The 25097-nt window shown below is 57.7% G+C and carries 24 protein-coding genes; 18 read left to right on the forward strand and 6 right to left on the reverse strand.

The window, feature by feature from the left end; all coding sequences use genetic code 11:
* Positions 1-2: 2 nt before the first annotated feature.
* Positions 3-416: a hypothetical protein gene (locus tag FJ145_02165; protein MBM4260224.1), complete on the reverse strand. Its 414-nt coding sequence runs from the start codon at positions 414-416 to the stop codon at positions 3-5.
* 238 nt (positions 417-654) lie between these two features.
* Positions 655-1419, reverse strand: a complete 765-nt coding sequence (locus tag FJ145_02170; protein ID MBM4260225.1) for a 2-pyrone-4,6-dicarboxylate hydrolase — start codon at positions 1417-1419, stop codon at positions 655-657.
* Here FJ145_02170 and FJ145_02175 point away from each other — a divergent pair.
* Complete coding sequence (locus tag FJ145_02175) at positions 1387-2616, forward strand: ABC transporter substrate-binding protein (GenBank protein ID MBM4260226.1); 1230 nt, start codon at positions 1387-1389, stop codon at positions 2614-2616. The two genes, FJ145_02170 and FJ145_02175, sit on opposite strands and share 33 nt — an antisense overlap.
* Positions 2617-2648: 32 nt before the next feature.
* Here the strand turns inward: FJ145_02175 and FJ145_02180 are convergent, their stop codons facing one another.
* Positions 2649-2849 carry a hypothetical protein gene (locus tag FJ145_02180; GenBank protein MBM4260227.1) on the reverse strand — a complete coding sequence of 67 codons (201 nt, stop codon included), beginning with the start codon at positions 2847-2849 and terminating at the stop codon, positions 2649-2651.
* A 95-nt stretch (positions 2850-2944) separates the two neighbouring features.
* Between FJ145_02180 and glnE the strand changes: the two genes are divergently transcribed.
* Entirely contained in the window at positions 2945-5974 is a 3030-nt protein-coding gene (glnE, locus tag FJ145_02185) for a bifunctional [glutamate--ammonia ligase]-adenylyl-L-tyrosine phosphorylase/[glutamate--ammonia-ligase] adenylyltransferase (GenBank protein ID MBM4260228.1), read from the forward strand.
* Positions 5975-6164: 190 nt separating this feature from the next.
* Positions 6165-6569: a hypothetical protein gene (locus tag FJ145_02190; GenBank protein MBM4260229.1), complete on the forward strand. Its 405-nt coding sequence runs from the start codon at positions 6165-6167 to the stop codon at positions 6567-6569.
* Here FJ145_02190 and lpxA read toward each other — a convergent pair.
* The 3 genes from lpxA to FJ145_02205 form a co-directional block, all read right to left on the reverse strand.
* Complete coding sequence (lpxA, locus tag FJ145_02195; protein ID MBM4260230.1) at positions 6533-7336, reverse strand: acyl-ACP--UDP-N-acetylglucosamine O-acyltransferase; 804 nt, start codon at positions 7334-7336, stop codon at positions 6533-6535. The two genes, FJ145_02190 and lpxA, sit on opposite strands and share 37 nt — an antisense overlap.
* A 65-nt stretch (positions 7337-7401) precedes the next feature.
* The gene (yacG, locus tag FJ145_02200; protein ID MBM4260231.1) at positions 7402-7602 is read right to left on the reverse strand and encodes a DNA gyrase inhibitor YacG; all 201 of its coding nucleotides are present in this window, start codon (positions 7600-7602) and stop codon (positions 7402-7404) included.
* Positions 7603-7815: 213 nt separating this feature from the next.
* Positions 7816-8781, reverse strand: coding sequence for a 4,5-dihydroxyphthalate decarboxylase (locus FJ145_02205; protein ID MBM4260232.1), 966 nt, complete (start codon positions 8779-8781; stop codon positions 7816-7818).
* Between the two features lie 204 nt (positions 8782-8985).
* On the opposite strand from FJ145_02205, the gene FJ145_02210 reads away from it, so the two are divergent.
* The 15 genes from FJ145_02210 (at position 8986) to FJ145_02280 (ending at position 24773) form a co-directional block, all read left to right on the forward strand.
* A complete protein-coding gene (locus FJ145_02210) occupies positions 8986-10278 on the forward strand; it encodes a tripartite tricarboxylate transporter permease (protein ID MBM4260233.1) in 1293 nt (430 codons plus the stop codon).
* Positions 10279-10281: 3 nt separating this feature from the next.
* A complete protein-coding gene (locus tag FJ145_02215; protein MBM4260234.1) occupies positions 10282-10497 on the forward strand; it encodes a hypothetical protein in 216 nt (71 codons plus the stop codon).
* A complete protein-coding gene (locus FJ145_02220; protein MBM4260235.1) occupies positions 10490-10966 on the forward strand; it encodes a tripartite tricarboxylate transporter TctB family protein in 477 nt (158 codons plus the stop codon). The genes FJ145_02215 and FJ145_02220 overlap by 8 nt, the downstream gene beginning before the upstream one ends.
* Positions 10896-12089, forward strand: a complete 1194-nt coding sequence (locus tag FJ145_02225) for a hypothetical protein (protein ID MBM4260236.1) — start codon at positions 10896-10898, stop codon at positions 12087-12089. The genes FJ145_02220 and FJ145_02225 overlap by 71 nt, the downstream gene beginning before the upstream one ends.
* Positions 12090-12205: 116 nt before the next feature.
* Positions 12206-13084 (forward strand): NAD(P)-dependent oxidoreductase, encoded by an 879-nt coding sequence (locus FJ145_02230; GenBank protein MBM4260237.1) that lies wholly within the window; start codon positions 12206-12208, stop codon positions 13082-13084.
* A 99-nt stretch (positions 13085-13183) separates the two neighbouring features.
* A complete protein-coding gene (locus tag FJ145_02235; protein MBM4260238.1) occupies positions 13184-14197 on the forward strand; it encodes a thiamine pyrophosphate-dependent dehydrogenase E1 component subunit alpha in 1014 nt (337 codons plus the stop codon).
* A gap of 167 nt (positions 14198-14364) precedes the next feature.
* Positions 14365-15291 (forward strand): alpha-ketoacid dehydrogenase subunit beta, encoded by a 927-nt coding sequence (locus FJ145_02240; protein MBM4260239.1) that lies wholly within the window; start codon positions 14365-14367, stop codon positions 15289-15291.
* Between the two features lie 34 nt (positions 15292-15325).
* Complete coding sequence (locus FJ145_02245) at positions 15326-16642, forward strand: aminopeptidase P family protein (GenBank protein MBM4260240.1); 1317 nt, start codon at positions 15326-15328, stop codon at positions 16640-16642.
* Between the two features lie 26 nt (positions 16643-16668).
* The gene (locus FJ145_02250; GenBank protein MBM4260241.1) at positions 16669-17937 is read left to right on the forward strand and encodes a 2-oxo acid dehydrogenase subunit E2; all 1269 of its coding nucleotides are present in this window, start codon (positions 16669-16671) and stop codon (positions 17935-17937) included.
* Positions 17934-18944: a TAXI family TRAP transporter solute-binding subunit gene (locus FJ145_02255; protein ID MBM4260242.1), complete on the forward strand. Its 1011-nt coding sequence runs from the start codon at positions 17934-17936 to the stop codon at positions 18942-18944. Before FJ145_02250 ends, FJ145_02255 begins: the two co-directional genes overlap by 4 nt.
* Positions 18945-18952: 8 nt before the next feature.
* The gene (locus tag FJ145_02260) at positions 18953-20869 is read left to right on the forward strand and encodes a TRAP transporter fused permease subunit (protein MBM4260243.1); all 1917 of its coding nucleotides are present in this window, start codon (positions 18953-18955) and stop codon (positions 20867-20869) included.
* A gap of 86 nt (positions 20870-20955) precedes the next feature.
* Complete coding sequence (locus FJ145_02265) at positions 20956-22374, forward strand: UbiD family decarboxylase (GenBank protein ID MBM4260244.1); 1419 nt, start codon at positions 20956-20958, stop codon at positions 22372-22374.
* A 91-nt stretch (positions 22375-22465) separates the two neighbouring features.
* Positions 22466-23143, forward strand: a complete 678-nt coding sequence (locus FJ145_02270; protein MBM4260245.1) for a hypothetical protein — start codon at positions 22466-22468, stop codon at positions 23141-23143.
* Between the two features lie 54 nt (positions 23144-23197).
* The gene (locus FJ145_02275) at positions 23198-24091 is read left to right on the forward strand and encodes a hypothetical protein (GenBank protein ID MBM4260246.1); all 894 of its coding nucleotides are present in this window, start codon (positions 23198-23200) and stop codon (positions 24089-24091) included.
* A gap of 118 nt (positions 24092-24209) precedes the next feature.
* Positions 24210-24773, forward strand: coding sequence for a methyltransferase domain-containing protein (locus tag FJ145_02280; GenBank protein ID MBM4260247.1), 564 nt, complete (start codon positions 24210-24212; stop codon positions 24771-24773).
* Positions 24774-25097 lie beyond the last annotated feature (324 nt).

A 25097-nucleotide genomic window follows, 5' to 3' on the forward strand; every position in this document is an offset into this window, starting at 1 on the left:
TCCTATCGGAAGCATACTTCATTGTAAATCTTCCGATGGCCAAGCACCATGCGAATCGTCGTCTTGAAAGAGCGGGGCAGCGTCGGCCCCGCCGAGGATCTGCGGCAGTACATGCCCGAAAAAACTCCGGTGGTCAGTCCATCAGGTTTAGCGATTTCGTAAACGTAGTTGGCGCCGATGATGCCGCCGGCCCCAACCATGTTTTGCACCGTGACGATCGGGTTGCCAGGGACGTGCTTGGGAAAGTAGCGCGCGATCGGCCGGCCGAAGACATCGGTCGGCCCGCCGGCCGAGAAGTTAACGAGGAAGCGAACGGTCTTGCCCTTATAGTGGGGCTCCTGAGCGTCAGCGAGCGAGAAACTGGCTAACAGCGACAAAATTAAAGCCAAACTCACAGCGAAAAATTGCCTGTTCATGATTCGCTCCTGTTGCTCGGAACCAAGAATACGGAATGTCTCTCGCAAAGGCGCCAAGCCTGTCGCGAGCCATGTCGAAGGGGCGAAAAGTTTCGGAAAGGGAATATTCACCACGAAGGCCACGAAGATCACGAAGATAAGAGAAGAAAATCAAATTATTTTGTCCGAACTTCGTGTCCTTCGTGTGCTTCGTGGTGAGATTAGATTTTAGTTCGCAACAAGGTTGCGCGATCCGTGCCTATTGCGCCGACTTCTCCGGTCGATAAAACTCAACTGCGTTCTTGTAAAAAACATTGGCCGCCCGTTCTTCGCCCAATGCATTCAGAACCAAATCGTAGTCGCTATCGAGATAAGGCCGCGGAGCGCGAGTGGACGGCAGGTCGGTGCCGAACATGAGCGCTTTCGGATTGGCAGCGTAGAGTTCTTTCAAAGCGGGCGCAACGTCGAAGTTCACGCGTCCGAAACCAGTGGCTTTCACGCGGATTCCCTTTTCGGCGAGCTTGAGCAGCGTTGGAAATCCCGCTTTAGAAAGCCCGATGTGGTCAACACTAATCTTCGGCAGCGAGACAAGCGTGTCGAACAGCGGCGCCAAGTCGGTGGAGTCGATGTACAGCTCTGTGTGCCAGCTAACCAATTTGTGCACCCGCCGCGCAAAGTTTTCCAGGTGGCGAATATCCTCCGACCCGCCGCGCTTGACGTTGAAGCGAACTGCGCGCACGCCGGCGTCTTTAAGTTCGTTTAACTCCTGATCCGAAATGGTTTGCGGTACTTGGGTGACGCCAACAAAGGTTGGACCGAGAACTTTCAAGGCATGGAACAGATAGGTTTGATCAAGCTCCTGAAACGAGCCGGAAACGACGGCGCCGCCGACAAGATCGATGTCTTTCACCCGCGCTAAGTAATCTTCGCTGGTAAATGCGTCCGGCATGAAGCCCTGATTGGACACGACGGGAAAGTTTTTGTCGATAATATGAAAATGGCAATCGAAATATTTCTGCTTCAACGGAGTTCTCCTCTAAGTTTCTTAGACTCGTTATCGCAGAATGGCGCCGGGCGATCAAATCGCCCAAACTACGCCCAACCGAGGTGCTCGACAATGACCGAAAGCGTGGGGTCAGGCAAAAGGTGGCCGAGTGGCGGTTTGGCGCGGCGGCAATGGGTGTTTGGGTTGCGGCTTCGACCCTTTGCGTTCTTTGCGCCCTTTGCGGTAAAAAATCTCCGAAACCGATGTTTTACCAAGGAGCCAAGCATGAACCGACTCTCGCTAACGATGGTCCTTACGCTCGCGATTGGTTTGTCGTTGCCGCGGCTGAGCTACGGTGCCGAGGCGATGCAAAAGATTCGCTTTGGTCTGCCATCGCTGGCGCTCTCCTACATGCCGCTTTACGTCGCCCAGGAAAAAGGCTTTCTCAAACGGTCCGGTCTCGAAGCCGAGTTCATCCAGATGAACACGGCAATCCAACCCCAGGCGCTAATCAACGGCAACATTAACTTTATCCCGGGGCTATCCGCCGGCATCCCAGCGGCGGTGGCGGGTATGCCGCTGGTGGTGGTGATGAATTTTTATAGCTTTACGCCGTGGACCCTTGTGACTCAGAAAGACATCAACAAACCGTCGGATCTACTCGGCAAAAAGATCGCGGTTTCCGGCTTACGTACGACTCCGTACCAGCTCATGACCGCGTTCTTCAAGAAATATGAGCTAAACGAAAAAGAAGCGACCTACGTCTTCACCGGCGGTACCGGCGGGAGCTTCACCACATTGGCCACCGACCAGGTTGCCGGCGCCGTGCTGGTGGCGCCCTATGACGATAAAGCGGTGAGCAAAGGTTTTAAGAAGTTCATGATGATCGGCGATCTGCTCGACATTCCGACCGCCGGTCTGGTGGCGACCCGCGCTGAGATCACCAACAATCGCGACCGCGTGCAAAAAACCATCGCAGCGGTCAGCAACGCAATCGCTTGGATACGCGGTAACCAGCCTGACACAGCTCAAATGCTCGCCGACAAGTTTAAAATCACGGTCAGCGAAGCGAATGGCACCTACGGCACGCTCCTCAGCATGCTCAACAAGGACGGCCGGCTGCCGCTCAAAGTTGTGCATAGCTACCTGGATCTTCTGCGCCGCGAGAGGCCGATTCCCGCCGATGTCGACCCACAGAAGTTTCTGGATTTCTCCATGCTGCCGGGAGGGAAATAGCCATCCGCTCGCGTCGGCCGTGAAACTTTTCTTCAGCGTAAGTGAATTAAAGTCACCGCCCCCAACACAGTAACCAAAGAATCTATGACGTTCAGGTAGGTTTCTTGGTTTGGGCAGTGTGCGTTGGGGCGGTCGGTCTCCACCGTGATCGGCGCGGCCACGGGCATGAATGCTTCAAACCCGTGATTGCTTTCGCGATATTTTTCTTCGGTGGTTACGAGTTTTCGTATCACCTCGCACTCCACGTTGAAAAGCGACCAAAAGGGCGCGAGAGCTGGGCTCAAGATTTTTTATTGCATTGGAGCGTCGCGCGGATTAGTTTTTGGGGATGCCAGCGCCAAAGAAAAAATCGACCAAAATACCCGCCGAATTTCGCGCACTCATTGCCGCAAGTCCCTCGCCCGCACTAGCTGAAGCGAACTTTCAAGGTTTAATCGACGCCTCAGACAGCAAGAGCGCGAGCAAGCTTTCCGCCACTGACAAACCCAAACTATTCTGTTTGCTGGGCAGCAGCGCTTTTTTGAGCGATGTGCTGATCCGCGAGGGCAAGCAGTGGCCAAGCTTGTTTGTCCGCCAAGTTAAGGCGGCGCAGAAGAGTCCTGCCGAGCACTTGCGTAAGCTGGAAGCGGCGATCAAAAAATCTCAGTCCTTCGATGAATTCTGCGCCGCGCTGCGGCGCCACAAACAGCGCGAATATCTGCGCATCGGCGCGCGCGATCTCATGCCGGAAGTTAGCATGGAAGAAACCGTGCGCGAGCTGACGGCGCTGGCCAGCGCTTCGGTGGATGCGGCCTATCGCTTCTGTCGGGCCGAAGCGGAAAAAGACTACGGACCATTGCATCTGCCGGGAACCATCCGACCCAACCGCTTCGTGGTTCTTGGTATGGGCAAACTGGGCGGCGGCGAGCTTAATTTTAGCTCGGACATCGACGTTATTTATCTCTATGAAGAGGACGAGGGCGAAACCTCTGGCGGGCGCCGCGGCAAAACCGGACCGCGAGAATTCTTCAGTGCCATCGGCCAGAAGATCATTCACGCGATGGGTGATGTCACCGATGAAGGCTTCGTCTTCCGCATCGACCTGCGGCTGCGTCCCCTCGGCGCCAACGGCCCGCTGGTGCAGTCGGTTAATTCGGCGATGACTTACTACGAGTCGTGGGGACAATGTTGGGAGCGCGCCGCGCTGATCAAAGCACGGCCGGTGGCGGGCGACATTGAGCTCGGCGCGGCTTTCATGAAAGACATCGAGCCATTTATCTACCGACGCTATCTCGATTACACGACCGTCGACGAGCTGCGCCACATGAAGATGCGCATCGAAAATGAGCTGCTCACCGGCGATGGCAAAGAACGCAATTTGAAGCTCGGCTACGGCGGCATTCGCGAAATCGAGTTTTTCACCCAAGCGTTGCAGTTGGTCAACGGCGGCTACCAACCAACGGTGCGCGGGCCGAGCACGCTGCCGGCATTGGTTGAGTTGGCGCGCAACAATCTGATTTCCGCCGACGAACGCGACAAGTTGACGGAAGCCTATCGCTTCCTGCGCCAAGCCGAACATAAAGTCCAGATCGTGCAGGAAGCCCACGCCCACTCAATTCCCGAGGGCAAAGAAGAAGAACAGGCCTACGCGCGCCGGCTCGGCTACAGCGCCAGGGGCAAACTCAGCGAGCGCGAGCTTTTCTGGCGCGATCACAAGCGCACGACCAAAACTGTGCGGGAGATTTTCGACCGGCTTTTCTACAGTGCGCAAAAAGAAATCCAGAATGACGGTGCAACAGAAGTCGGCACAATCTGGAACGATCTCGATCAGAAAGATCTCATCGTCAAAGAACTCGAACAAGCGGGTTTCACCGACCCGGCCCAAGCTTACGAAAATCTGCTCGCGGTGCGCGATGGCGAAGTCTACGCACCGCCGAGCCCGCGGCGGTTGAAGGTCATGCGCACACTGGGACCGGCGCTGATGGCGGAGATCGCCAAGTCCGGCGCGCCGGACCAGGCGCTGTTAAACCTTTCGAAGTTCAGCCACCGCATCGGCAGCCGCACCGGTTTTCTCACCTTACTGGCCGAGAATCCGAAAACCATGCGGCTTTTGATCACACTATTTTCCGATAGCCAATTTTTGACCGACCTTTTTTTGAATCGCCCAGAGCTGATCGACACTTTGATTCGCGTCGATCTAACTCGCGTCGAAAAAACCAAAGAAGAGATGCTCGCCGAGCTAAACGCCGCCATCGGCGAAGCCGACGACGTCGAAGCCAAGCTCAACGCGCTGCGCCGTTACAAGTCCGAAGAGTTTGTTCGTATCGGCCTGCACGACCTTGGCGGCGTGATTGAATTGGTGCCGGTGCTCCAGCAGCTTTCGGACCTCGCCGAAGCCTGCGTCCATGCGGCGCTCAATTTGACGCTGGAGGAGCTGCAACAAAACTTCGGCAAAGTTGCCGCTGGCCGCTTTGCAATCATCGGCGGTGGCAAACTGGGTGCGCGCGAAATCGACTACAACTCCGACCTCGATTTGGTTTTTATCTATGACGCCGAAGAAGACGCCGGGAGCGCCGGCGGCAAACGGGGAAAGCTGCCGGCGCACGAATTCTTCGTGCGTCTTGGACAAAAGCTTCTGACCTATCTTTCTTCGCCCACCGAGGAAGGCATCGCCTACAAGATTGACATGCAGCTCCGCCCTTCGGGAAAAGCCGGGCCGATCGTCTGCTCGCTCGAGGCTTATCGCGACTATCACAAGAGCGGCGCGCAGCTTTGGGAACGCCAAGCGCTGATCAAAACGCGCTTTATCGCCGGCGACGCAACGCTTGGTAAACAGGTCGATAAGTTTATCGAGAATCTTGCCTACGGTTTACCGCTGCCGGCGGGCGGCGCCGACGAGATTCATCATTTGCGCATGCGCATGGAGCGCGAGCTGGCCGACGAGGACGAAGGTCGATTCAATTTGAAGAAAGGCCGCGGCGGCTTGGTCGACATCGAGTTTCTCACACAGATGTTACAGCTCGCGCATGGCCACCGTTTCGCCGCGCTGCATCGGCGCGCTACGCTCGACGCGCTCGCCGCACTGCAAGCTCAGAAGCTTATTAGCAAAGCCGACTACTTGTTGTTGTCGGAGGGCTACCTTTTTTTGCGCCGTTTGGATCATCGTCTGCGCATCGAGCGCGATCGCTCCATCGACACCTTCGAAGCCGAGCCGGGCAAGCTCGACGGCATCGCGCGCGCGCTAGGATATAAGGTATCGAACAAGGCGACAGGCAAGCGCAAAAGCTTGTCCGGAGAAAAACTCTTGGGCGACTACCGCGTGCGCCGTGACAGGGTTCGCTTGTGTTACGAAAGGCTTTTTAGCCAAGCGGCAAAATAAAAAGAACGATGTTATAAATTTATGATCTCAATTGATTTAGAGATTTAGGTATTTAATAGTTAATTAAACGATTTCTCTGGATATATAGATTTATCGATATTATGTGTGCTTCGGAAGGATATGTTAGCTATATAAAAATTTTAAAATAATATTCTTGACAATAAACCAACCGTGCGTTATCTTCGGCAGCATGAAAACCCAATTGCTTAAGGGCATTGCCCTTGGTTTGTTCGTCTCCACCATGGCTTCGCCGCTATTCGCGCAGACGGCAGCACCGGCCCAACAAGCCGCTGAGCCAGCTGCGGGCGAGGAGCTAGGGTATGGGGTAGGATCGGTGCTCGCCAATGTGATCTACATGCCGGCGAAGATCACCTACGCTGGTTTGGGATTGCTCGCGGGCGGGCTTAGCTACGTGCTGTCGGCGGGCCGCGCCGATGTCGCCAACAACATCATTTACCCTTCCGTGAAGGGTAACTATGTGGTGACGCCAAGCCATCTAAAAGGCACCGACCCGCTCTATTTCGTCGGTGCCGCGCCGGAACAGGCGCCGGTGCAGAACTACGCGTCGGGTCCTGCGGCGGCGCCCAAGCGCTGAGCGACGCAGACCCCGCGTTTCGAAGCTTTGATAAATTCTAATAGGGCCAGCACATCCGTGCTGGCCCCTGCCTCTTTTTCCATCTGCTGCACGGCTAACGCTAAGTTACTGCCCGAGCGAAACAATACTTTGTAGGCGTTGCGAATTGCGCGAATGCGCGCTTCGCTGAACCCTGCCCGCTTTAAACCAATCACGTTGACGCCGCGCACTGTGTGTTGCAGCTCGATGATCGAAAACGGCGGCACATCGCGGCTGGTGCCGGAGAGTCCGCGCATCAAGGCGTACTCGCCGATGCGCACGAACTGGTGCACCGCGCAGTTGCCGGAAATGAACACGCCGTTGCCCACCTCCACATAGCCCCCTAGCAGGGCGCCGTTGGCCATGACGATCTGATTGCCGAGCTGGCAGTTGTGGCCGACGTGTGACATTGCCATTAAATAGTTATCGTTGCCGATCGTTGTTGAAGAACCCGGCTTGGTGCCGCGGTGAATCTGCACATGCTCGCGAATGATGTTGCGCTCGCCGATTTTCAAATAACTCTCTTCGTTCTTGTAAGCCTTGTCCTGCGGCGCGCCGCCAAGCACAGCACCGGGATGAATTTCGTTGTCGGCGCCGATATCGGTCCAGCCGGTCAGCACTGCGTGCGCGAGCACACGAGTGCGCGCGCCAATCTTGACTGGACCGTCGATGACTACATAGGGGCCGATCTCGGTGGAAGCCTCGATTTGTGCGCGTGGATCGATGACAGCAGTGGGATGAATGCTCATCTACGTCACGATAGAAAAAGGGCGGGTTTGAAACCCGCCCTCCATGTAAATTTCGCAAACGTCATTCATTGCAGTTTCTTGCTACCGAGGTCGTCTTCATCATCATCGAGATCGATCTCGATTTCTTCGGCGGGAATCTTGTAGCGCTCTTCCACCCACGCACCGAGATCGATCAATTGACAGCGGTCTGAGCAAAACGGCCGATGCGGGTTGTCTTCCCAAGGGCTTTCTTTGCGACAGGTCGGACATTTTACTATGAGCGGCATAAGTCAGCGTAGTGTCTCATGAGTAAGCGTACTTATCGTTGAGATGCGCTCTTTTGTTTTTTACCACGAAGATCACGAAGGGACACGAAGTTCGGAAAGAACTTTATTTTTCTTCTCTTACCTTCGTGGACTTCGTGCCCTTCGTGGTGAAAATTCCCTCTGGTGGCAAGCCACGAATTTGGCACAAGGTACAATCAGCGTGATACAGTACAACTAATTCTCGAAGAACAATTCTTCGGCGCTGAGCTTTTTCTCCATCAAACCCTGATCGAGCGAATAGCCGACAAAGCGCTCGATGTTGACGCGATTCTTCGCTAAGCCGTGCGGCCACGGGTCGTCGCCGAAGGCGGCGCGCTCTTCCTCGAACAAATGGCGGCCCCAGACAAAGCGCGACCAGTTGGGATCGTCGTAATATTCCATGCAGGCTTCTTTAGCGTGATCGAAAGCCGCCGTGACATTTTTCGCGAGCCAGGGATTTTTCTTCAACACGTCGTCTTTGAAAGCGATCACATGCATGATCGGATAGTAACCGTTCTTTTTGAAATACTTGGCTTCCTCGGCTTTGGGATCCGCGAATAGCCGGCGAATACTACCTCCGCCGCGCAGCGCCTCTTTGGGAGGATGGGGCACGAACAACGCGTCGATCTCGCCTTTTTCCAACATGGCGCCGATTTTTTGCTCGGGCTTCAAGAGCTGCATCTTAACACCTTCAATAGGTTTCAGCTCCACTGCCTCTTCTTTCATGATGTACCAGTCGAGCTTGCGCCACGGCACAGCGTACTCGGTTTGCAAATCGCCCTTGGCCAAAACCGATAAAGTGGTTTGAAATGTGCTCAAGCCGACTTTCTTTCCCACCAAATCTTGCGGCGAATTGATGCCAGCATTCTTATTGACCCACATTTGCGACAAGCTGAAAAGGCGCCGCGGGAAAACGGGTATCCCAGTAAACGGCATGCCGCGGCTCTTGGCGATCAGATACGACGACAACGACAACTCGCAAATGTCGAACTCGGCTTTCTGCAGCATGCGTTCGTGGCGGTCTTGGCCATGTTTCAACGGATGCGACTGGCCGACCTCCAGCGCCTGCACCTCCGCACCCTCGACCTGCACTGACCCGTCGAAAAACGGCATGTGCCGATCGTAGTGCGATAGAGCCATCGTGAGTTTCAGTTGGGCCATGAAAATCCTCGATTCGCAAATATTCTGGCAGCCAATTCTTACTGCATGAAAACAGTCTTGTCCAACCCTACACCTGGATTTACGTGGGGCACGTTGAACTTTCAACCTTGAACTTTGAACTTATCTCCCGCTATAGTCGCGCCCGAGCTTCGACCGGTGCGCGCATTGCGCGCTAACAGGGAACAAAAGGAATCTGGCGGCGCTATGTTCGACGCTTTTATCGAGGGACTCTTTCTCGTCTTGCAGTGGAAAGCTTTCAGCTTGATGCTAGTCGGCATGGGGCTGGGCTTTTGCGTCGGTTTACTTCCGGGCATCGGCGGCGCGGCCACGCTTGCCTTGATGATTCCTTTTGTTTTCAAGATGCAGCCGGCGGAAGCTTTTGCGTTTCTTCTCGGCATGCACGCGGTGGCCGCCACCACCGGCGATATCACCTCGGTTCTGTTCGGTGTGCCCGGTGAGGCGATCTCCGCCGCTACCGTTGTCGATGGTCATCCCATGGCGAAAAATGGCGAAGCCGGCCGCGCGCTCGGCGCCGCGCTGATGAGCTCGCTGGTTGGCGCACTGATCGGCGCCATCGCGCTGGCACTGGCTATTCCGATCGTGCGCCCGCTCGTGCTGGCTTTCGGTTCGCCGGAGCTATTCATGTTAGCTCTGATCGGCATCTCCTGCATTACTTCCCTCAGCGGCGCCGGTGTGCGCGGCCAGATCAAGGGCTTTGCGATGGGCCTGCTCGGGCTGCTCGTGTCGACCATCGGCCAAGAGCGCCAATCCGGTTCGCTGCGCTTCGACATGGGTTTGATCTACCTTTGGGAAGGTCTCGACTTCGTCCCCGTGCTAGTTGGGATTTTCGCCATACCTGAGATTATCGATCTGGCGGTGCGCGGCACTTCGATCGCCGGCGAGCGCTCGCGCGAGAAACTGAGCAGCGGTGTGATGGCAGGCATCCTGGACACCTTCCGCCATTTTTGGCTGGTCTTTCGCTGCTCTGTGGTCGGCGTATTTGTCGGTATCTTGCCCGGCGCGGGCGGCGGGGTCGCACAGTGGATGGCCTACGCCCATGCCGTGCAGGGCGCAAAGGACGCCAAAGATCGCGCACGCTTCGGCAAAGGCGATGTGCGCGGCGTGCTCGGCCCTGGGGCGGCGAACAATTCCAAAGAAGGCGGCGAGCTGATTCCCACGGTGGCCTTCGGCGTGCCCGGCAGCGGCGCCATGGCGATTCTTTTGAGCACTTTTTTGATCATGGGTCTGTCGCCCGGTCCCGAGATGCTGACCAAACACCTCGCGGTTACCTTCTCTATGGTGTGGACCCTGGTGATCGCCAATATCATCGCGGTCGTGTTGTGCCTAGCGGTACTCGACCAACTGGCCAAAGTCACCAACGTGCGCGGCGGCTTGATCATTCCTTTCGTTTTGTTGTTGGTGTTTGTCGGCAGCTACACCGCCAATGGACAGATCAACGATTTGATCGTCACGCTAATCTTCGGCGCGCTCAGCTAGTTCATGGTGCTCTTCGGCTGGCCGCGGCCGCCCTTTGTGCTAGGGTTTGTCCTGGGCAAGGTCATCGAAACCTACTTCTTCATTTCGGTGGCCCGCTATGGCTTTCGCTGGCTCAGTCAGCCGACGGTCGTGATCTTGATGATTCTATTGGTCGTTGTGATCGCCTATCCCTATTTGCAAAAGCGCCGCCGGCGCGAGACTGGACAAGCCCATGCGTAGCGGCGCAATATTCTTTTGTCTGTTCTTGATGATCGTGGCCGGCGGCGCGCTGGTTTTGGCGCGCGATTGGCCGTTCAATGCCGCGCTGTTTCCGATGGCGGTAAGTTTTCCGCTGCTCATGCTCGCCGGCTGTCAGCTCATCTTACTGCTCAGGGGCAAAGAGGACCCGACCGAAACGACCGCCGTCGATTTGGAGTTCGCGAACGACCTGCCACCCCAGCTCGAGCGCCGCCGGGTAATCGCGATGTTTAGCTGGATCGCCGGCTTCATCGCCAGCGTTTTTCTTATTGGCTTCCCGTTCACCGTCCCGCTTTTCATCTTCTGCTATCTTCGCTGCGCCAGCGGGACCGGCTGGCTGCCGACGATCGTCGCTACCGCAATTACCTGGGCGATCTTTTATGGCTTGTTTCAAAAGCTCGTGCACTTGCAGTTCGAGCAGGGCGCCGTACAGGCGTGGCTTGGACTATGAAGACGACTCTATATTCCTTTTGCTTGACTCGGATCGGCTCAATCGCATACCCTTGCGGCGCTTCGGAACGATGGTCGTCAGGAGATCGGCAGCCTTACAGGAGGATCGTATGGAATCTGCTCACCCCATGGCCGCGATGCCAGTTCTTGCTGCATTTCTCTACTGCGCCGCGTCCGCATCAGCGCAAGGGAATTTCTACGAAAGCAAAGCGGTGACGATTCTCATTGGCGCCAAGAGCGGCAGCTTGGAAATCGCCGCGCTGATCGTTGCGCACCACTTGGGCAAGTATTTGCCAGGAAAACCGGCGGTGATCTTACACCATATGCCGGGCGCGGCCCATCTGCTTGCCACCAATAATGTTTACAATGTCGCGAAACCCGACGGCTTGACGATTCTCGCCGCCAACCCCAACGTCGCTATCGCCCAGTTGTTAAAAGTGCCCCAGGCGCGCTTTGACATCCGCAGGTTTCACTGGCTCGGCTCCTCCGGCGCCGACGGCGCGATGTTTTCGATCCGCCCCGATCTACCCTACAAGACCTTCGATGAGCTCAAGCGAGCCGACCGTGAATTGGTCGCCGGCACCACCGGGCCGGGCTCCAACGCGCATGACTTTCCGCTGCTGCTCAAAGAGTTTGCTGGGCTCAAGATCAAGCTGGTCGCAGGCTACCCGGCCAATAGCGATGTTTTGCTCGCGGTCGAAAGAAAAGAAGTCGACTCCTGGTCGGCGTTAGCGACCACGATCAAGCTCGCCGCCGATCGCGGCGCAGTCCGTCCGCTGGTGCGCAGCCGCGTGGCTTTGGCAGGATTCGAGAATCTGCCGGTGGACGAAGATCTCGCCACCAGCCCGCTCGGCAAATCGCCGATGAGTATCAAAGGCATTCCGCAAGCGATTGGGCGCGCCTTCGCGGTTCATCCGAACACGCCGAAAGATCGCCTGGCGCTGCTGCGCGAAGCTTTCGCTAAAGCAATCAGAGATCCGGAGCTGATCGCGGAAGCGAAGCGCGCGCGCATCGAGTTTTCCTACATCTCGCATGAACAGGTGACGCGAGACTTTAATGCGTTGTTTAATCAAAGCCCGGAGACGCTGCGCGAGATGGGCAAGTACATCAAAGCGGAGAGTTAGGAATATCTCCCGCAAAGGGGCAAAGACGCAAAGTTCGGGAAAAATGTTGTAAACAAAAAGTCCGTCTTCCCTTTGCGCCTTGGCGCTTTTGCGGGAGAAAATTCTTTGGAGTAGCGATGGCGAATCTTGGTTTTGTCGGTCTAGGAGTTATGGGCAGCCGCATGGCGAAACGCCTACTCGACGCCGGTCACTGCGTCACCGGCTACAACCGGACCAAGTCCAAAACGCAATGGCTTCTCGACGCGGGCATGAAGTGGGCCGACAGTCCGCGCACGGCGGCACAATCCAGCGAAGTTGTTTTCTCCATGATTGCCAACAACAATGCGCTGCGCGCGGTCACCGAAGGGCCGGACGGAATTCTCGCCGGACTGAATGCGGGAAAAATCTATATCGAGATGAGCACCGTGAGCCCGGCAGCGATCCGTGAGCTCGCTAGACAAGTCGAAGCCAAGAGCGCTGCCATGCTCGACGCGCCGGTCTCCGGCAGCTCGATTACTCTGGATGAAGGCAAGCTCTCGTTCATGGTCGGCGGCAAACGGGAAGTTTTCGAAAAAGTCCTGCCCTATCTTCACGCCATCGGTCCGAAGGCAACCTATGTCGGCGGCCATGGTTTGGCGGCATCGATGAAGATCGCAACCAATTTGAGCTTAGCCGTACAAATGCTGGCGTTCAGCGAAGGCTTGCTGCTCGCCGAAAAGAGTGGCATCGCGCGCGAAACCGCCGTCGAAGTATTATTGAATAGCGTCATGGCCTCGCCGATGGTCAAATACCGCGGCCCGTTCGTGCTGAACATGCCCGAGGAGGCGATCTTCGACGTCAACATGATGCAAAAGGACCTATTACTCGCCCTCGAGATGGGCCGCCAGCTCGACGTCCCGCTGCCAACCACGGCGATCACGAATCAGATGTTGACAACCACCCGCGCCATGGGTTTCGCTAAGAAAGATTTCGCCGTCATTTTTGAAGCGCTGGCGCGAATGGCGGGAGGGAAATAGTTTCGAGTTTCGGGTTTCGAGTTGAGGCCGGGGAGTTTTGGATTAACCCGAAACGCGGAACTCGGAACCCGAAACTGAACGCCGGCGAATAATGAGAAAATGGCTCACACGAAGAAAAAAACGGCTAAGCGATCGAACCGCGAAGCATCCGGCGTTCACGACGAGCGCTGGCTCCACTTCTATCGCCAGATGTTAAAGATTCGCCGCTTCGAAGATGAGGTGAATCAGCTCTACCTCGGCGCCAAGATGCCGGGACTCGCGCACTTGTATATCGGCGAGGAAGCGGTTGCCGTCGGCGTCTGCGAAGCGCTGCGCCAAGACGACTATATTACCAGCACGCATCGCGGCCATGGCCACTGCATCGCCAAAGGTGCGGCGCTCGATAGAATGTTCGCCGAGCTGCTCGGCAAAGAGGCCGGCTATTGCCGCGGCAAGGGCGGCTCGATGCATATCGCCGACCAGGACACCGGCAACCTCGGGGCTAACGCGATCGTCGGCGGCAGCGCCGGCATCGCGACTGGCGCTGCGTTGTCGATCAAGCTGCGCGGCACGGACCAAGTCGCAGTTTGTTTCTTTGGCGACGGCGCGTTGGGCCAAGGGCTGCTCTATGAATCGATGAACATGGCCGCCTTATGGAGACTTCCCGTGATATTTGTCTGCGAGAACAACCAATACACGGAGTACAGCCACTATCGCGAAACTACCGCGGGTGACGTGAAAGCGCGGGCCGCGGCGTTTGGCCTGCCTAGTCATTCGATTGACGGCCAAGAAGTGCGCACGGTTCATAGCGCAGCTCTCGACGCCGTCGCGCGAGCGAGACGGGGTGAAGGTCCGAGTTTTCTCGAATGCCAAACCTACCGCTTTCATGGCCATCATGTCGGCGATATCGACCGCGCCTATTACCGGTCCAAATCCGAAGAGGAAGAATGGAAATCAAAGCGCAACCCGGTGAAGCTGCTCGCCGAATGGCTAACCCAGAACAAATTGGCTGGCGCTGCGGTACTGGCAAAGATCGAAGAGGAAATATCGACAGAAGTTAAAACGGCCGTGGAGTTCGCCCTGAACGCGCCGTTTCCACCCGCGACCGAAGTGAGTGAACATGTCTATGCCTAGCTATTGCCGATTTTGCATTCGAATCCAAAATCGGCAACCCAAAATCCAAAATCATCAAGGGGTTTATATCTGAAGTGGCGACTGTGACTCAACAGAGTTTGGCAGTTGAGAAAAGCACCCGCGAGATCACCTTCGGCCAGGCCATTTACGAAGCCCTCGCCGAAGAAATGCGCCGCGATCCGACGGTATTCGTCATCGGCGAAGACGTCGCCGAAGCGGGCACGCCGTTCAAAGTTCTCTCTGGCTTGGTCAGAGAATTCGGCACCGAGCGCGTCATCGACTCGCCGATTTCCGAAGCTGCCATCGCCGGCATCGGCGTCGGCGCGGCGATGACCGGCATGCGCCCAATTGTCGACATCATGTTCGGCGATTTCATCACGCTGACGATGGACCAGATGGTCAATCAAGCGGCTAAGATTCATTACATGTCGGGCGGCAAGCTCAAGGTGCCAATGGTGTTGCGCACGACGCTTGGCGCGACGCGCCGTTCGGCGGCGCAGCACAGCCAGAGCTTGCACGCGTGGCTCAGCCACATTCCCGGCTTGAAAGTGGTCGTGCCGGCAACGCCGTACGACGCCAAAGGCTTGCTCAAGTCGGCCATCCGCGACGACAATCCAGTGGCTTTTTTTGAAGACAAGATGATGTACCAACTGAAAGGCATGGTGCCGGCGGAAGAATACTTGATCCCGCTGGGAGTTGCCGATGTGAAGCGAGCGGGCAGCGATATCACGTTCGTTGCCACGAGCAGCATGGTGCATGTCGCGCTCGATGCGGCGAAACTGTTGGAAGCCGAGCGGATCAGCGCCGAAGTCGTCGATATCAGGACAACCGTGCCGCTCGATAAACAGACCATTATCGAATCGGCGAGGAAGACTAGCCGCGCCATCGTCATCGACGAAGGCTACGAGCGCTACGGGGTGACTGCGGAGATCGCCTCAGTGATCGCCGATGGGGCATTCTACCATCTCGACGCGCCGGTCCAGCGCATGGGCGCGATGGATGTGCCCGTGCCGTTCTCGCCGGTGTTGGAAGATCAGACGGTGCCGACGCCAGAGGCGGTGGCGGCGATGGCGAAAATCTTGTGCGGGAAATGAACCATCCCGAAACTCTTAGGAGGGGAGGTTTCTCATGGGCCTTAAAACCTTCGGCCTAATGGCCGTCGACTGGGAAGAGCGAGTCAATATCGAGCGGCTGCGCCAGGAGCGCCTTGCGCGTGTGAAGAATGCCCTGAAGAGATCCGAGCTGGGTTCGCTGCTCTGCTTCGACATGAACAATATCCGCTACATCACCGCCACACACATCGGCACATGGGCGATGGACAAGCTAGTGCGTTTTTCACTCCTGCCGCAAGATGACGAACCGATTCTGTGGGACTTCGGTTCGGCGGCGCGTCATCATCAAATCTACTGCCCCTGGTTGGGCGAGCGCTCGCGCGCGGGGATTTCAACCTTGCGCGGCGCGACCAATCCGGGCTCTGGTTTGGCCGAGGATGTCGCCAAGAAAATAAAGTTGGAATTGGAAAAGCGCAACTTGCACAACGAACCAGTGGGCGTCGACGTGATCGAGATGCCGGTGCTGTTCGCGCTGCAAGCGCAAGGCATTAAGGTCATCGACGGCCAGCAGTTGATGCACGAAGTGCGAAAGATCAAGACACAGGACGAAATCACGCTGCTTAACACCGCCACCATGATGGTCGATGCCGCCTACGAAGAGCTGTATCAATTCATGAAACCCGGCGTGCGCGAAAACGAATGCGTCGGTGTGGTCAGCAAGACACTTTACGATTTGGGCTCGGAGCACGTCGAAGGCGTCAACGCGATCTCCGGCGAGCGCTGCAGTCCGCATCCTCATGTCTACACCGATCGCGTGCTCCGCCCCGGCGATCCGGCGTTCTTCGACATACTACACAGCTACAACGGCTACCGCACTTGCTACTATCGCACCTTTGCCGTGGGCAGCGCGTCGCCGGCAATGGTCGATGCTTACAAACGCAGCCGCGACTACATGGACGCGGCGATCAGCATCGTCAAGCCGGGTATCACCACCGCCGATGTCGTGAAGCTCTGGCCCAAAGCAGAAGAATTCGGCTTTGCCAATGAAGAAGCGGCGTTTGCGCTGCAATACGGCCACGGCGTCGGTCTCTCGATCTGGGAGAAACCGATCTTTAGCCGCCTGGTTTCACTCGATCATCCCGAGGTCATCGAGGAAGGTATGGTCTTCGCGCTGGAAACCTACTGGCCGGCGTCCGATGGCTGGTCGGCGGCACGATTGGAAGAAGAGGTCGTTGTGACGAAGGATGGCTGCGAAGTGATCACGCGCTTTCCGTCGGAAAAGTTGTTGGTGGCGGGAACGCATTATTTCACGGCGGGCGGCGAATTACCGAGTACGCGTGAAACGCAATCCAACTTGAACAACCCAGGAGCGCTGGACAGAGTGAAGGGCTAAGACGCTCAAATATTTCAAAGCGGACCATGGCAACCAATGTAATCATGCCCGCGCTCGGGGTGGCGCAGCAGACTGGCACACTTCTCAAGTGGCTTAAAGCCGAAGGTCAGAAGGTGACCAAAGGCGAGCCGTTGATGGAGATCGAAACCGACAAAGCGACCGTCGAGATCGAAGCAGCGGGATCCGGAGTTTTGTCGAATCTGACTGCGAAGCCGGGCGATCAAGTGCCGGTGGGGCAGACGATTGCGCTCATATTGGCGCCGGGGGAGACGGCGAGCTCTGCCGTGGCGCGCCCTCACCCTAACCCCCTTCCACAGAGCTCAGGACAGGCTCTCCCAGAGGGCGAGGGAACAAAACCAGCTCCAGTTTTCGAAGTGGCAGCCACTCCTATCTCACTCCCTCTCCCTCTGGGAGAGGGCGCATCAGTAGCGCTATCCAACGCTTCTAGCACAATCACTGGCCGGGTTCTCGCCTCGCCCAAAGCCAAACGCATCGCGAAAGAACAGGGAATCGACCTGAAGACGCTCCGCGGCAGCGGCCCCGCAGGCAGCGTGCTCGCCGCAGACGTGCTGCGTGCGCCGGCTGAATCAATTGACGCATCACCGACTCTAGCTACACAGATAGAGCCAAAGCTTATCCCCCTCACCCCGATGCGCCGCATCGTCGGACAGCGCATGACCCAGAGTAAACAAAGTGCGCCGCATTTTTACATCAGCATGGACATCGACATGACGGCGGTGGGCAAACTGAGAGGCGAAGGGAAAGAGCGCGGCGATGCAGTCATTCCCTCGATCAATGATTTCATTCTGCAAAGCTGCGCGCGTGCGCTGCAAGATTTTCCTGGGCTCAATTCGAGCTTCACCGAACAAGGAATCAAACAGCACGCCGACATCAATCTCGGCGTCGCGGTTGCCCTCGACGAAGGCCTGGTGGTGCCGGTGATTCGCAACGCCGATAGACTGAGCCTCTTGGAGTTAGCGCGGCAAAGCCGGCAGCTCGCTGAAAAGGCGCAAACGAAAAAACTTTTTCCACTCGATTATGAAGGGGGCACGTTCACCGTCTCCAACCTGGGCATGCTCGGCGTTGACTGTTTCACGGCGATCATCAATCCACCGCAGTGCGCGATTCTCGCCGTCGGCCGAGTGGCGCCGCGGGTGATTGCGGAGGACGGCATGTTTGCCATCAAGTCCATGGTGACGGCGACCCTCTCGGCTGATCATCGTGTGATCGACGGCGCGCTTGCCGCTCGCTTCTTACAGACGGTGAAGAGCTACTTAGAAACTGGAGCCATATGAAATCGTGCATTCGAAAGGAGCGTGCCATGAAGAAAATCGGCTTCTTGCTGCTAGCGTTTTGGTTGTCCTCCGCTCTCTCGCCTGCTTACGGACAAAAGGTTGAGCGGCTCAATTTCGTCGGCGGCCCGCCCGCCGGTGTGTTCGGCATCTTCGCCACCGGCATCGGCACCTATTTGTCGAGAACCGTGCCGAACCTAGACGTATCGATTACCGCGACGGGCGGCTCGGTGGAAAATCTGCGCCGGGTAAACAGCGCTGAGGCGGAGATGGGTTTGTCGTTTGCCTCCGACATTCATGAAGCGTTCTTTGGCCAAGAGCAGTTCAAAGGCAAACCGCTCAATAATATCCGCGCCGTTGGCCTGGTGTTTTTCGGTGTGGCCCACGCAATCACCTTTGCCGACAGCGGCATCCGCACCGCCGACGACTTGGCTGGCAAGCGCGTCGCCGTTGGCACGCCGGGTTCGGGAACCTTTGCCAGCGCCGAACGAGTTTTTCGTTCCCTGGGCATCTGGGACAAGCTCAATCGCATTCCTTTGCTCGGCGCCCAGGCCGGCGAAGCGCTGAGCGACGGCAAGGCCGACGCATTTTTCTGGACCGGTCCTGAGCCCGATCGGGTGACCATGGAAGCGGCAACCAAAAAGCCGATTCGTGCCATCGATATTTACACGCCGGCAACCAAGACTGATTTCTTTAAACAGTTTCCTTACTTCGCACGCTATGTCTTTGCCGCCAATTCCTACAAAGGCATCACCGAGGACACGCCAACCCTCGGCATACCGGTGATCTGGTACGTGCACAAGGACCTGGCGCCGGCACTGGTGCAGAAGATCACCGAAGCGGCCTATAACAAAGACGGCAACGCCCATATGCTCAAAGTGCATGCTGGCTCCAAGGACATGACCGCGCAGCGGGCGCTGCAAGGCGTGACCATCTCGTTGCACAAAGGCGCAGAGGATCATTGGCGCGCCGCCGGCATTCAAATCTCCGATGCGCTCCGCGCTAAATAATCTCCCTCATGTCGGAAGCCAACGCCGAAAAGCCGACGCTGCTGCGTGCCCTCGGCGGTCCTTGGGACCGCGCGCTGAAGCTCATCATGGGAGCGACCGCGCTGTATTACGTCTGGGCGTCCACCATCGGCGTCGTCTCGCTGCAGTACTATCGCGGCATCGCGGTGCTCTACAGCCTGGTGATTCCACTCTTACTTTACAAAGGCTGGCAAAGGGCGCCGGCGGCGCGGCCGGCATTTACTGATTTGCTGCTGGCCGCCGGGGCCACAATCAGCGTGATCTATTGGATGGCCGAGCATGAAGCGATGGCCTACCGCGCCGGCGATTACACATCGCTCGACGTTGCGATGGGCGCCGTCGCGCTGGTCATCGCCATCGAAGCAGCGCGCCGGGTGCTCGGCTGGGACATGGCACTGTGCGCCATCGTGCCAATCGCCTACGCGCTGTTCGGCAGTTACCTGCCCTACATCGTCGGCCACCGCGGCTATTCGATGCGCCGCGTGATCGAATATGTTTATCTCACCTCCGACGGCATCTTCGGCATCATGGCCCAGGTCTTGGCCGAATACATCATTCCGTTCGTCGCCTTCGGCGCATTCCTGGAGCGCGCCGGCGTGGCGCAATTTTTCGTCGACATCTCGCTTGCCAGCCTCGGCCGTGTCGCGGGCGGGCCGGCGCAGGCTTCGGTGGTTTCCAGCTTGCTCATGGGCACGATCAGCGGCAGCCCGATCGCCGAGACAGTCACCAAAGGCTCGATCACCATCCCGCTCATGAAGCGCGCCGGCTTCCCCGGCCACATCGCTGGCGCGGTGGAAGCCGCGGCATCTACCGGCGGCGCGATCATGCCGCCGGTCATGGGCGCCGGCGCGTTCATCATGTCGGAGATGACCGGCATTCCTTATCTGGAAATCATCAAAGTCGCGGCGATCCCCGGCATTCTTTATTTTCTCTCCGTTGGCGTGATGGTCTATTTCGAGTCGCGCAAGTTGGGCCTCAAGGGTTTTGCCAAGGAAGAGCTGCCGCGCACGGCGGAGGTTTGGCGCCGCGGCTGGTATTTGCTTTTGCCGATCGCCGTGTTGATCGCGGTGATGATCGCCGGCTACTCGCCCCAGTTGGCGGCGCTCTACGGCATGCTCTCAACCATCGCTGTCAGTTGGATCCGCCCAGAAACCCGCATGGGCCCGGCGCGAATCTGGCAGGCCCTGGTCAATGCCGGTAAGAACTGCGTGTTCGTCGCCGCCCTCACCGGTTGTGTCGGCGTCCTGATCGGTGTGCTCTCGCTGACGGGAATCATCATTCGTTTTCCCTACATGCTTATTGAGCTCGCCGGCCAAAGCGTTTTGATCACCATCGGCCTGATCGCGATCGCGACTTTTGTCCTGGGCTTGCCGCTGCCCATCACGGCGACCTATCTGGTGGTTGCCGTCGTCGCCGTGCCGGCGCTGCTAAAGCTCGGCGTGCCCATGCTATCGGCGCATCTGCTGATTTTTTGGCTTAGCCTCGACTCCAACATAACGCCGCCGGTGGCGATGGGGCCCTTTGCCGCCGCGGCCATCGCCCAGGCCGATCCGATGAAGACCGGCTGGAGCTGTTTTCGCTTCGCCAAGATTATCTACGTCATGCCGCTGCTGTTCGCCTACACGCATATTTTGCTTACCGGCACGCCGGGGCAAAACATCGCCGCCATCGCCTCGGCCGCCCTCGGCACGATCCTGTTTTCGATCGTCAGCACGGGTTTCTTTTACGTGAAAATAAGCTTGATCGAATGGCTGCTGTTGGCGGCCGCCACGGCACTGGCCTTTGTGCCATCGTTAATGACGGGTCTTAGCGCGTTGGCGATCTTCGCCGCTGTCTTCGTATGGCAACGAAAACGCGCGGCGAGTTTAAGCGCGGCCGCCCCACTTAGCGAAAGCGTCGCAAAATGAAGCCTCCTACCGGCCAGTCTCCCAATCGAGTGAACCGAGTTCGGAATTAACGCGGAACCCGGAACACGGAACTTTGAACCCAACCTATGGCCTATCAAGATTTGCAAGCATATCTGAAAGCTTTAGAATCCGCCGGCAAGCTGCACTGGATCGAGCAGCGCGTCGACCCGGCATGGGAAGTCTCGGCAATCACGCGGCACACCTTCGATAGCTACAGTTGGAACGACCGGCCGGCGTTGGGCTTTCGGCGCGTCGGCGATTGCCCAGTGCCGCTTGTCATCGGCGTTATCGGCGGCTCGCCGGCGATTTATGCGCACGCGCTCTCAACGACCGTGGAGAAAATTCCCGAGGTTTGGGAACAAGGTCAGCGCCGTCCCATCGATCCGGTGCTGGTAAAATCAGGGTTGTGCAAAGAAATCATTCTTCGCGGTGGCGATGTCGACGTGTTGTCATTGCCGCAAGTGGTCTGGACGCCGAGCCAAGATCCCGGTCCATATATTACGGCGCCGGTGGTTATCACAACCGACCTTGAAACCGGCCGGCGCAACGTCGGCACCTACCGCGTGCAGATGAAAGCGAAAACCCGAGTAGGCCTGTACGTCGGCGGCACGCAGCATGCGGCCAAACATATCCGGCAGTATGAAGCGGCAAAAAAGGACATGCCGGTCGCCATCGCCATCGGTATGGACCCGACCATCGTGCTTTGCTCGATCAGTAAATTCGCCTACGGCACCGACGAGTTGGCGGTTGCCGGGGGCTTGCGCGGCGAGGCCGTGCCTTTGGTGCAGTGCGAGACTGTCGATCTACAAGTGCCCGCTAATGCCGAGATCGTCATCGAAGGAGTTCTCCGCGCCGGCTACCGCGAACCAGAAGGCCCGTTCGGCGAATTCTCCGGCTACATGAGTCCGGGCGGCCAGCAGCCGGTAATCGACGTAACCTGCATCACGCGGCGCAAAACGCCGATCTTTCATTCGTTCCTGAGTCAGATGCCGCCGAGCGAATCGAGCTGCATCCGCAGTCTCAGCCGTTCGGCCGCGTTGTGCCACCACTTGCGCAACGTGCTTGGCCTGCCGGTCAAAGACGTTCACTTCACCGAAGCGTGCGGAGCGAGCGGCATGCTGGTGATCTCGATGACGAAAGAATATCCCGAGCAAGTCAAAGAGGTCGCTTGGGGTGCCTGGTCGCTGATGAACAAAGAAGGCAAGTTCACCGTGGTCGTCGACGACGACATCGACGTGCGCAACCCGTTTCAAGTCGAATGGGCCATGGGCTTTCGCGCCCAGCCGGCGCGCGACACTTTTATGGTCAGCGGCGTGGTTCCCTCCGGTGTCGATCCATCGACTGCCCCCGCCGATATCCCGCAGCACGACCCGCGGCGCCGCACCGGCAGCAAAATCTTGATCGATGCCACCCGCAAACATCCCTATCCACCCGCGGCGCGCGTGCCAAAAGAGTTCATCGAGCGGGCGAAGAAAAAGTGGGCCGAGTACGGTTTCAAACCATAAGCCGGCAAGCCGGCTGGCGGCCGCTAAACTCACATCCAAGATTTGGCTATATACTCGCGACCGCTGGTAGACCCCAAGAGAGGAAAAGAACATGAGCCAAGCCGGCATTGCCACGAAAGCCGCCAACCGTAAAGAATCTGATCTGGCCGCCACCATTCTGCGGGTGGCGTGGCTGGCGATCCTCCTGGGTGTCGGAATGGAGTTGCTGCTCCTGATCGTCGCCGCCTTTCGTAGCCAAATCCCGGGCATCGAGCCCATCATCGCGGGGCTGGTGCAAAAGGTCTCATGGTCGGGTCTGGTGTGCACCGGCCTGGCCTTTGGCAAGGCGGCTTCGAACAGCAATCCGGGCTGGATGGCGCTTGCCGGGCTATTCTCAGCTCCCACCGCGTTTAGTGTCGCGCGCGCCCTACACAAAAGCACGGCCCACGCGTTGAAAGCTGCCGAGGGTGGAGCCGCAGCGGCCTTCCCACTTTTGATCGCCGGTTTAAAGGGATTGGAGTACGCCGCCCTCGGACTGATTCTCGGCTGGGTCGGCAAACGTTTTGGACCGAGCTTGATGGCCTACGGCAGCACTGGCTTAGCGATCGGCGTCGTGTTTGGCACGCCCATCGCCGAACTCGCGACACCGGGCGGCTTTGGCTCGGCAAAGATCATCCCGGTGCTGGTCAACGAGGTCCTGTTTCCCGTCGGTTGCTCGCTCGCTCTCTATGCCGCCGAAGCCATCGGCAAGAAAGCCGCGGCGGCTCATGAGCCGCCCGACGACGATTAGCGAAAACGCTCCGCCGCTTCGGTCCAGCATTACTTTTTTCTATAATGTCCCATCATGTGGTCGTCTCGCTCGATCGGGCTAGCGCTGGCAGCCGTGGCACTGCTCGTCGCACCGGCGCTCTGGTTGTGGTCTATATCGGCTCCCGCGCCGGGTAGTGCACCGTTACAGGTCGTGCGTGCTTACTTGCGAGCACTACAAGCGCGCGACTTTCATCAAGCCTATCGCCACATATCGACCCTCGACCGCCAAGCCCGCGACGAAGCGAGTTACTTGCGCGCGCAGGAAAGCAACCGCGGCTTCGCACTGCGCCTGGCGCGCAAAGCGGCGTCCTACGGCTCGGTCCATTTGCGACGATACACGGTCGATGCAGCCGGGCTGGCCGAGATCGGCGTCGCCTATCGCTTTCCGTCCTTGGACGAGCTGACACCTCTTTATCGCAGCGATGCGGCGCGATTGAATCAACTCAGCCGACACGAGCAAGGAGAAATTTTTCAACAGCTCGAAAACCGCCAACGCGAAGGCAAACTTATTTCTGTTGAAGGCCAAGAAAATCTGCGATTGACCAAGGACCCCACCGGCTGGAAAATCGTTCTTGGCTGGGCTCAAGGATTACCCGTCAAGCTTAGCGTGATCACGGACTCCAAAGAGATCGAGGGCCGGCTGGCGCAAAGCGAAATCGTGGTTAGCGGCGAAGAACCTTTCCAAGTGTACTTGACTCTAAGAAACCACGGCACGCGCGCCCAGCGCGCAACTCTCTTGCACCGAGTAGAACCGCCATCTCTCGGTGAAGAACTGGCCATGATTGAGTGCGGATTGAGCCGGCCGGTGACGCTTGCGCCGAAGAGCGAACGCGAATTCGCCATGGCTTACTTGCTTGGCGCCAACGCGCGGCAGAGCGCCAAAGCGCTCGAGCTGAGCTATCGCATCGAGACTAGCCTTGCGCCGTAATTGGGTCCGCCACGACCGCCAGCCCCAGGTAATTTCAGGCTAGCGAGGCGATACTTTTTATGTTTAATTATCTTGGCCGTACAGCGACCGTTGATTGCAATCGTTGAGGAGAGATCCGATGCCGCATAAGCGCGCCAACTATTTTGCCGGTTTCGCCATCGCGCTAGCGTTGATCGCCACCATACATCCGACGCGCGCCCAAGATAGCATCTTCGACAATAAACAGATCGTTCCTTTCGTGCCATCGCCGCAGGAAGTTGTCGACAAGATGATCGAATTGGCCGGCGTTAAAGCCGGCGACGTCGTCTACGATCTCGGTTCGGGCGACGGCCGCATCGTCATCGCCGCCGCCAAGCGCGGCGCGCACGCCACCGGGTTTGAAATCGACGGCGACCTAGTAAGAAAATCCGAAGAGAACATTCGCGCCGCCGGCGTGCAAGACCGCGCGCACATCAAGCAACAAGACATTTTGACGGTCGATCTTTCGCCGGCATCGGTGCTTACCATGTATCTTTTGCCCGACGTCAACCTCAAGCTCCGCCCCAATATTCTGAGTCAGCTCAAGCCCGGCTCGCGAGTGGTGTCGCACTCGTTTAACATGGGTGACTGGGAACCCGATCGCACGGAACGTGTCAACGGTCGGATCATACATCTCTGGACCGTGCCAGCCAAAAAGCCCTAAACGTCTCGTCATGCTCCGTTTCCCCGCTAAAATCCGCGGCATCCGCGGCGCTGTCGCAGTCGCTCTTCTCACGGTCTGCGTTCAGTCCGCAGACGCGGCGGAATCTCCTGGCGAACTGGGCACAATTCATCAAACTCTGGAACGCTACCTGCACGCGACCTACGCGCGCGATTTCAAAAACGCCTATGCTCACATAGCCGCGCAAGATCAGCGTCTAAAGGATCAGCGGACTTTTGTTCGCGAGCGCGGCAGCTTCGCGGGGTTCGCTTTGGAAACCGCGCGCCGGCTCGCTGTCTATATGGAAACGAGTTTGCTCGAACATCG

The organism is Deltaproteobacteria bacterium (assembly GCA_016874755.1).
Classification (GTDB): domain Bacteria; phylum Desulfobacterota; class Binatia; order UBA9968; family UBA9968; genus DP-20.

Coding starts and splice junctions, on each gene's coding strand:
- FJ145_02210 (MBM4260233.1), top strand. CDS start 8,986: ATGTTCGACGCTTTTATCGAGGGACTCTTTCTCGTCTTGCAGTGGAAA.
- FJ145_02275 (MBM4260246.1), top strand. CDS start 23,198: ATGTGGTCGTCTCGCTCGATCGGGCTAGCGCTGGCAGCCGTGGCACTG.
- FJ145_02165 (MBM4260224.1), bottom strand. CDS start 416: ATGAACAGGCAATTTTTCGCTGTGAGTTTGGCTTTAATTTTGTCGCTG.
- FJ145_02280 (MBM4260247.1), top strand. CDS start 24,210: ATGCCGCATAAGCGCGCCAACTATTTTGCCGGTTTCGCCATCGCGCTA.
- FJ145_02175 (MBM4260226.1), top strand. CDS start 1,387: ATGAAAATGGCAATCGAAATATTTCTGCTTCAACGGAGTTCTCCTCTA.
- FJ145_02215 (MBM4260234.1), top strand. CDS start 10,282: ATGGTGCTCTTCGGCTGGCCGCGGCCGCCCTTTGTGCTAGGGTTTGTC.
- FJ145_02220 (MBM4260235.1), top strand. CDS start 10,490: ATGCGTAGCGGCGCAATATTCTTTTGTCTGTTCTTGATGATCGTGGCC.
- yacG (MBM4260231.1), bottom strand. CDS start 7,602: ATGCCGCTCATAGTAAAATGTCCGACCTGTCGCAAAGAAAGCCCTTGG.
- glnE (MBM4260228.1), top strand. CDS start 2,945: ATGCCAGCGCCAAAGAAAAAATCGACCAAAATACCCGCCGAATTTCGC.
- FJ145_02255 (MBM4260242.1), top strand. CDS start 17,934: ATGAAATCGTGCATTCGAAAGGAGCGTGCCATGAAGAAAATCGGCTTC.
- FJ145_02225 (MBM4260236.1), top strand. CDS start 10,896: ATGGCTTGTTTCAAAAGCTCGTGCACTTGCAGTTCGAGCAGGGCGCCG.
- FJ145_02265 (MBM4260244.1), top strand. CDS start 20,956: ATGGCCTATCAAGATTTGCAAGCATATCTGAAAGCTTTAGAATCCGCC.
- FJ145_02270 (MBM4260245.1), top strand. CDS start 22,466: ATGAGCCAAGCCGGCATTGCCACGAAAGCCGCCAACCGTAAAGAATCT.
- FJ145_02245 (MBM4260240.1), top strand. CDS start 15,326: ATGGGCCTTAAAACCTTCGGCCTAATGGCCGTCGACTGGGAAGAGCGA.
- FJ145_02260 (MBM4260243.1), top strand. CDS start 18,953: ATGTCGGAAGCCAACGCCGAAAAGCCGACGCTGCTGCGTGCCCTCGGC.
- FJ145_02230 (MBM4260237.1), top strand. CDS start 12,206: ATGGCGAATCTTGGTTTTGTCGGTCTAGGAGTTATGGGCAGCCGCATG.
- FJ145_02250 (MBM4260241.1), top strand. CDS start 16,669: ATGGCAACCAATGTAATCATGCCCGCGCTCGGGGTGGCGCAGCAGACT.
- lpxA (MBM4260230.1), bottom strand. CDS start 7,336: ATGAGCATTCATCCCACTGCTGTCATCGATCCACGCGCACAAATCGAG.
- FJ145_02235 (MBM4260238.1), top strand. CDS start 13,184: ATGGCTCACACGAAGAAAAAAACGGCTAAGCGATCGAACCGCGAAGCA.
- FJ145_02240 (MBM4260239.1), top strand. CDS start 14,365: ATGCGCCGCGATCCGACGGTATTCGTCATCGGCGAAGACGTCGCCGAA.
- FJ145_02205 (MBM4260232.1), bottom strand. CDS start 8,781: ATGGCCCAACTGAAACTCACGATGGCTCTATCGCACTACGATCGGCAC.
- FJ145_02190 (MBM4260229.1), top strand. CDS start 6,165: ATGAAAACCCAATTGCTTAAGGGCATTGCCCTTGGTTTGTTCGTCTCC.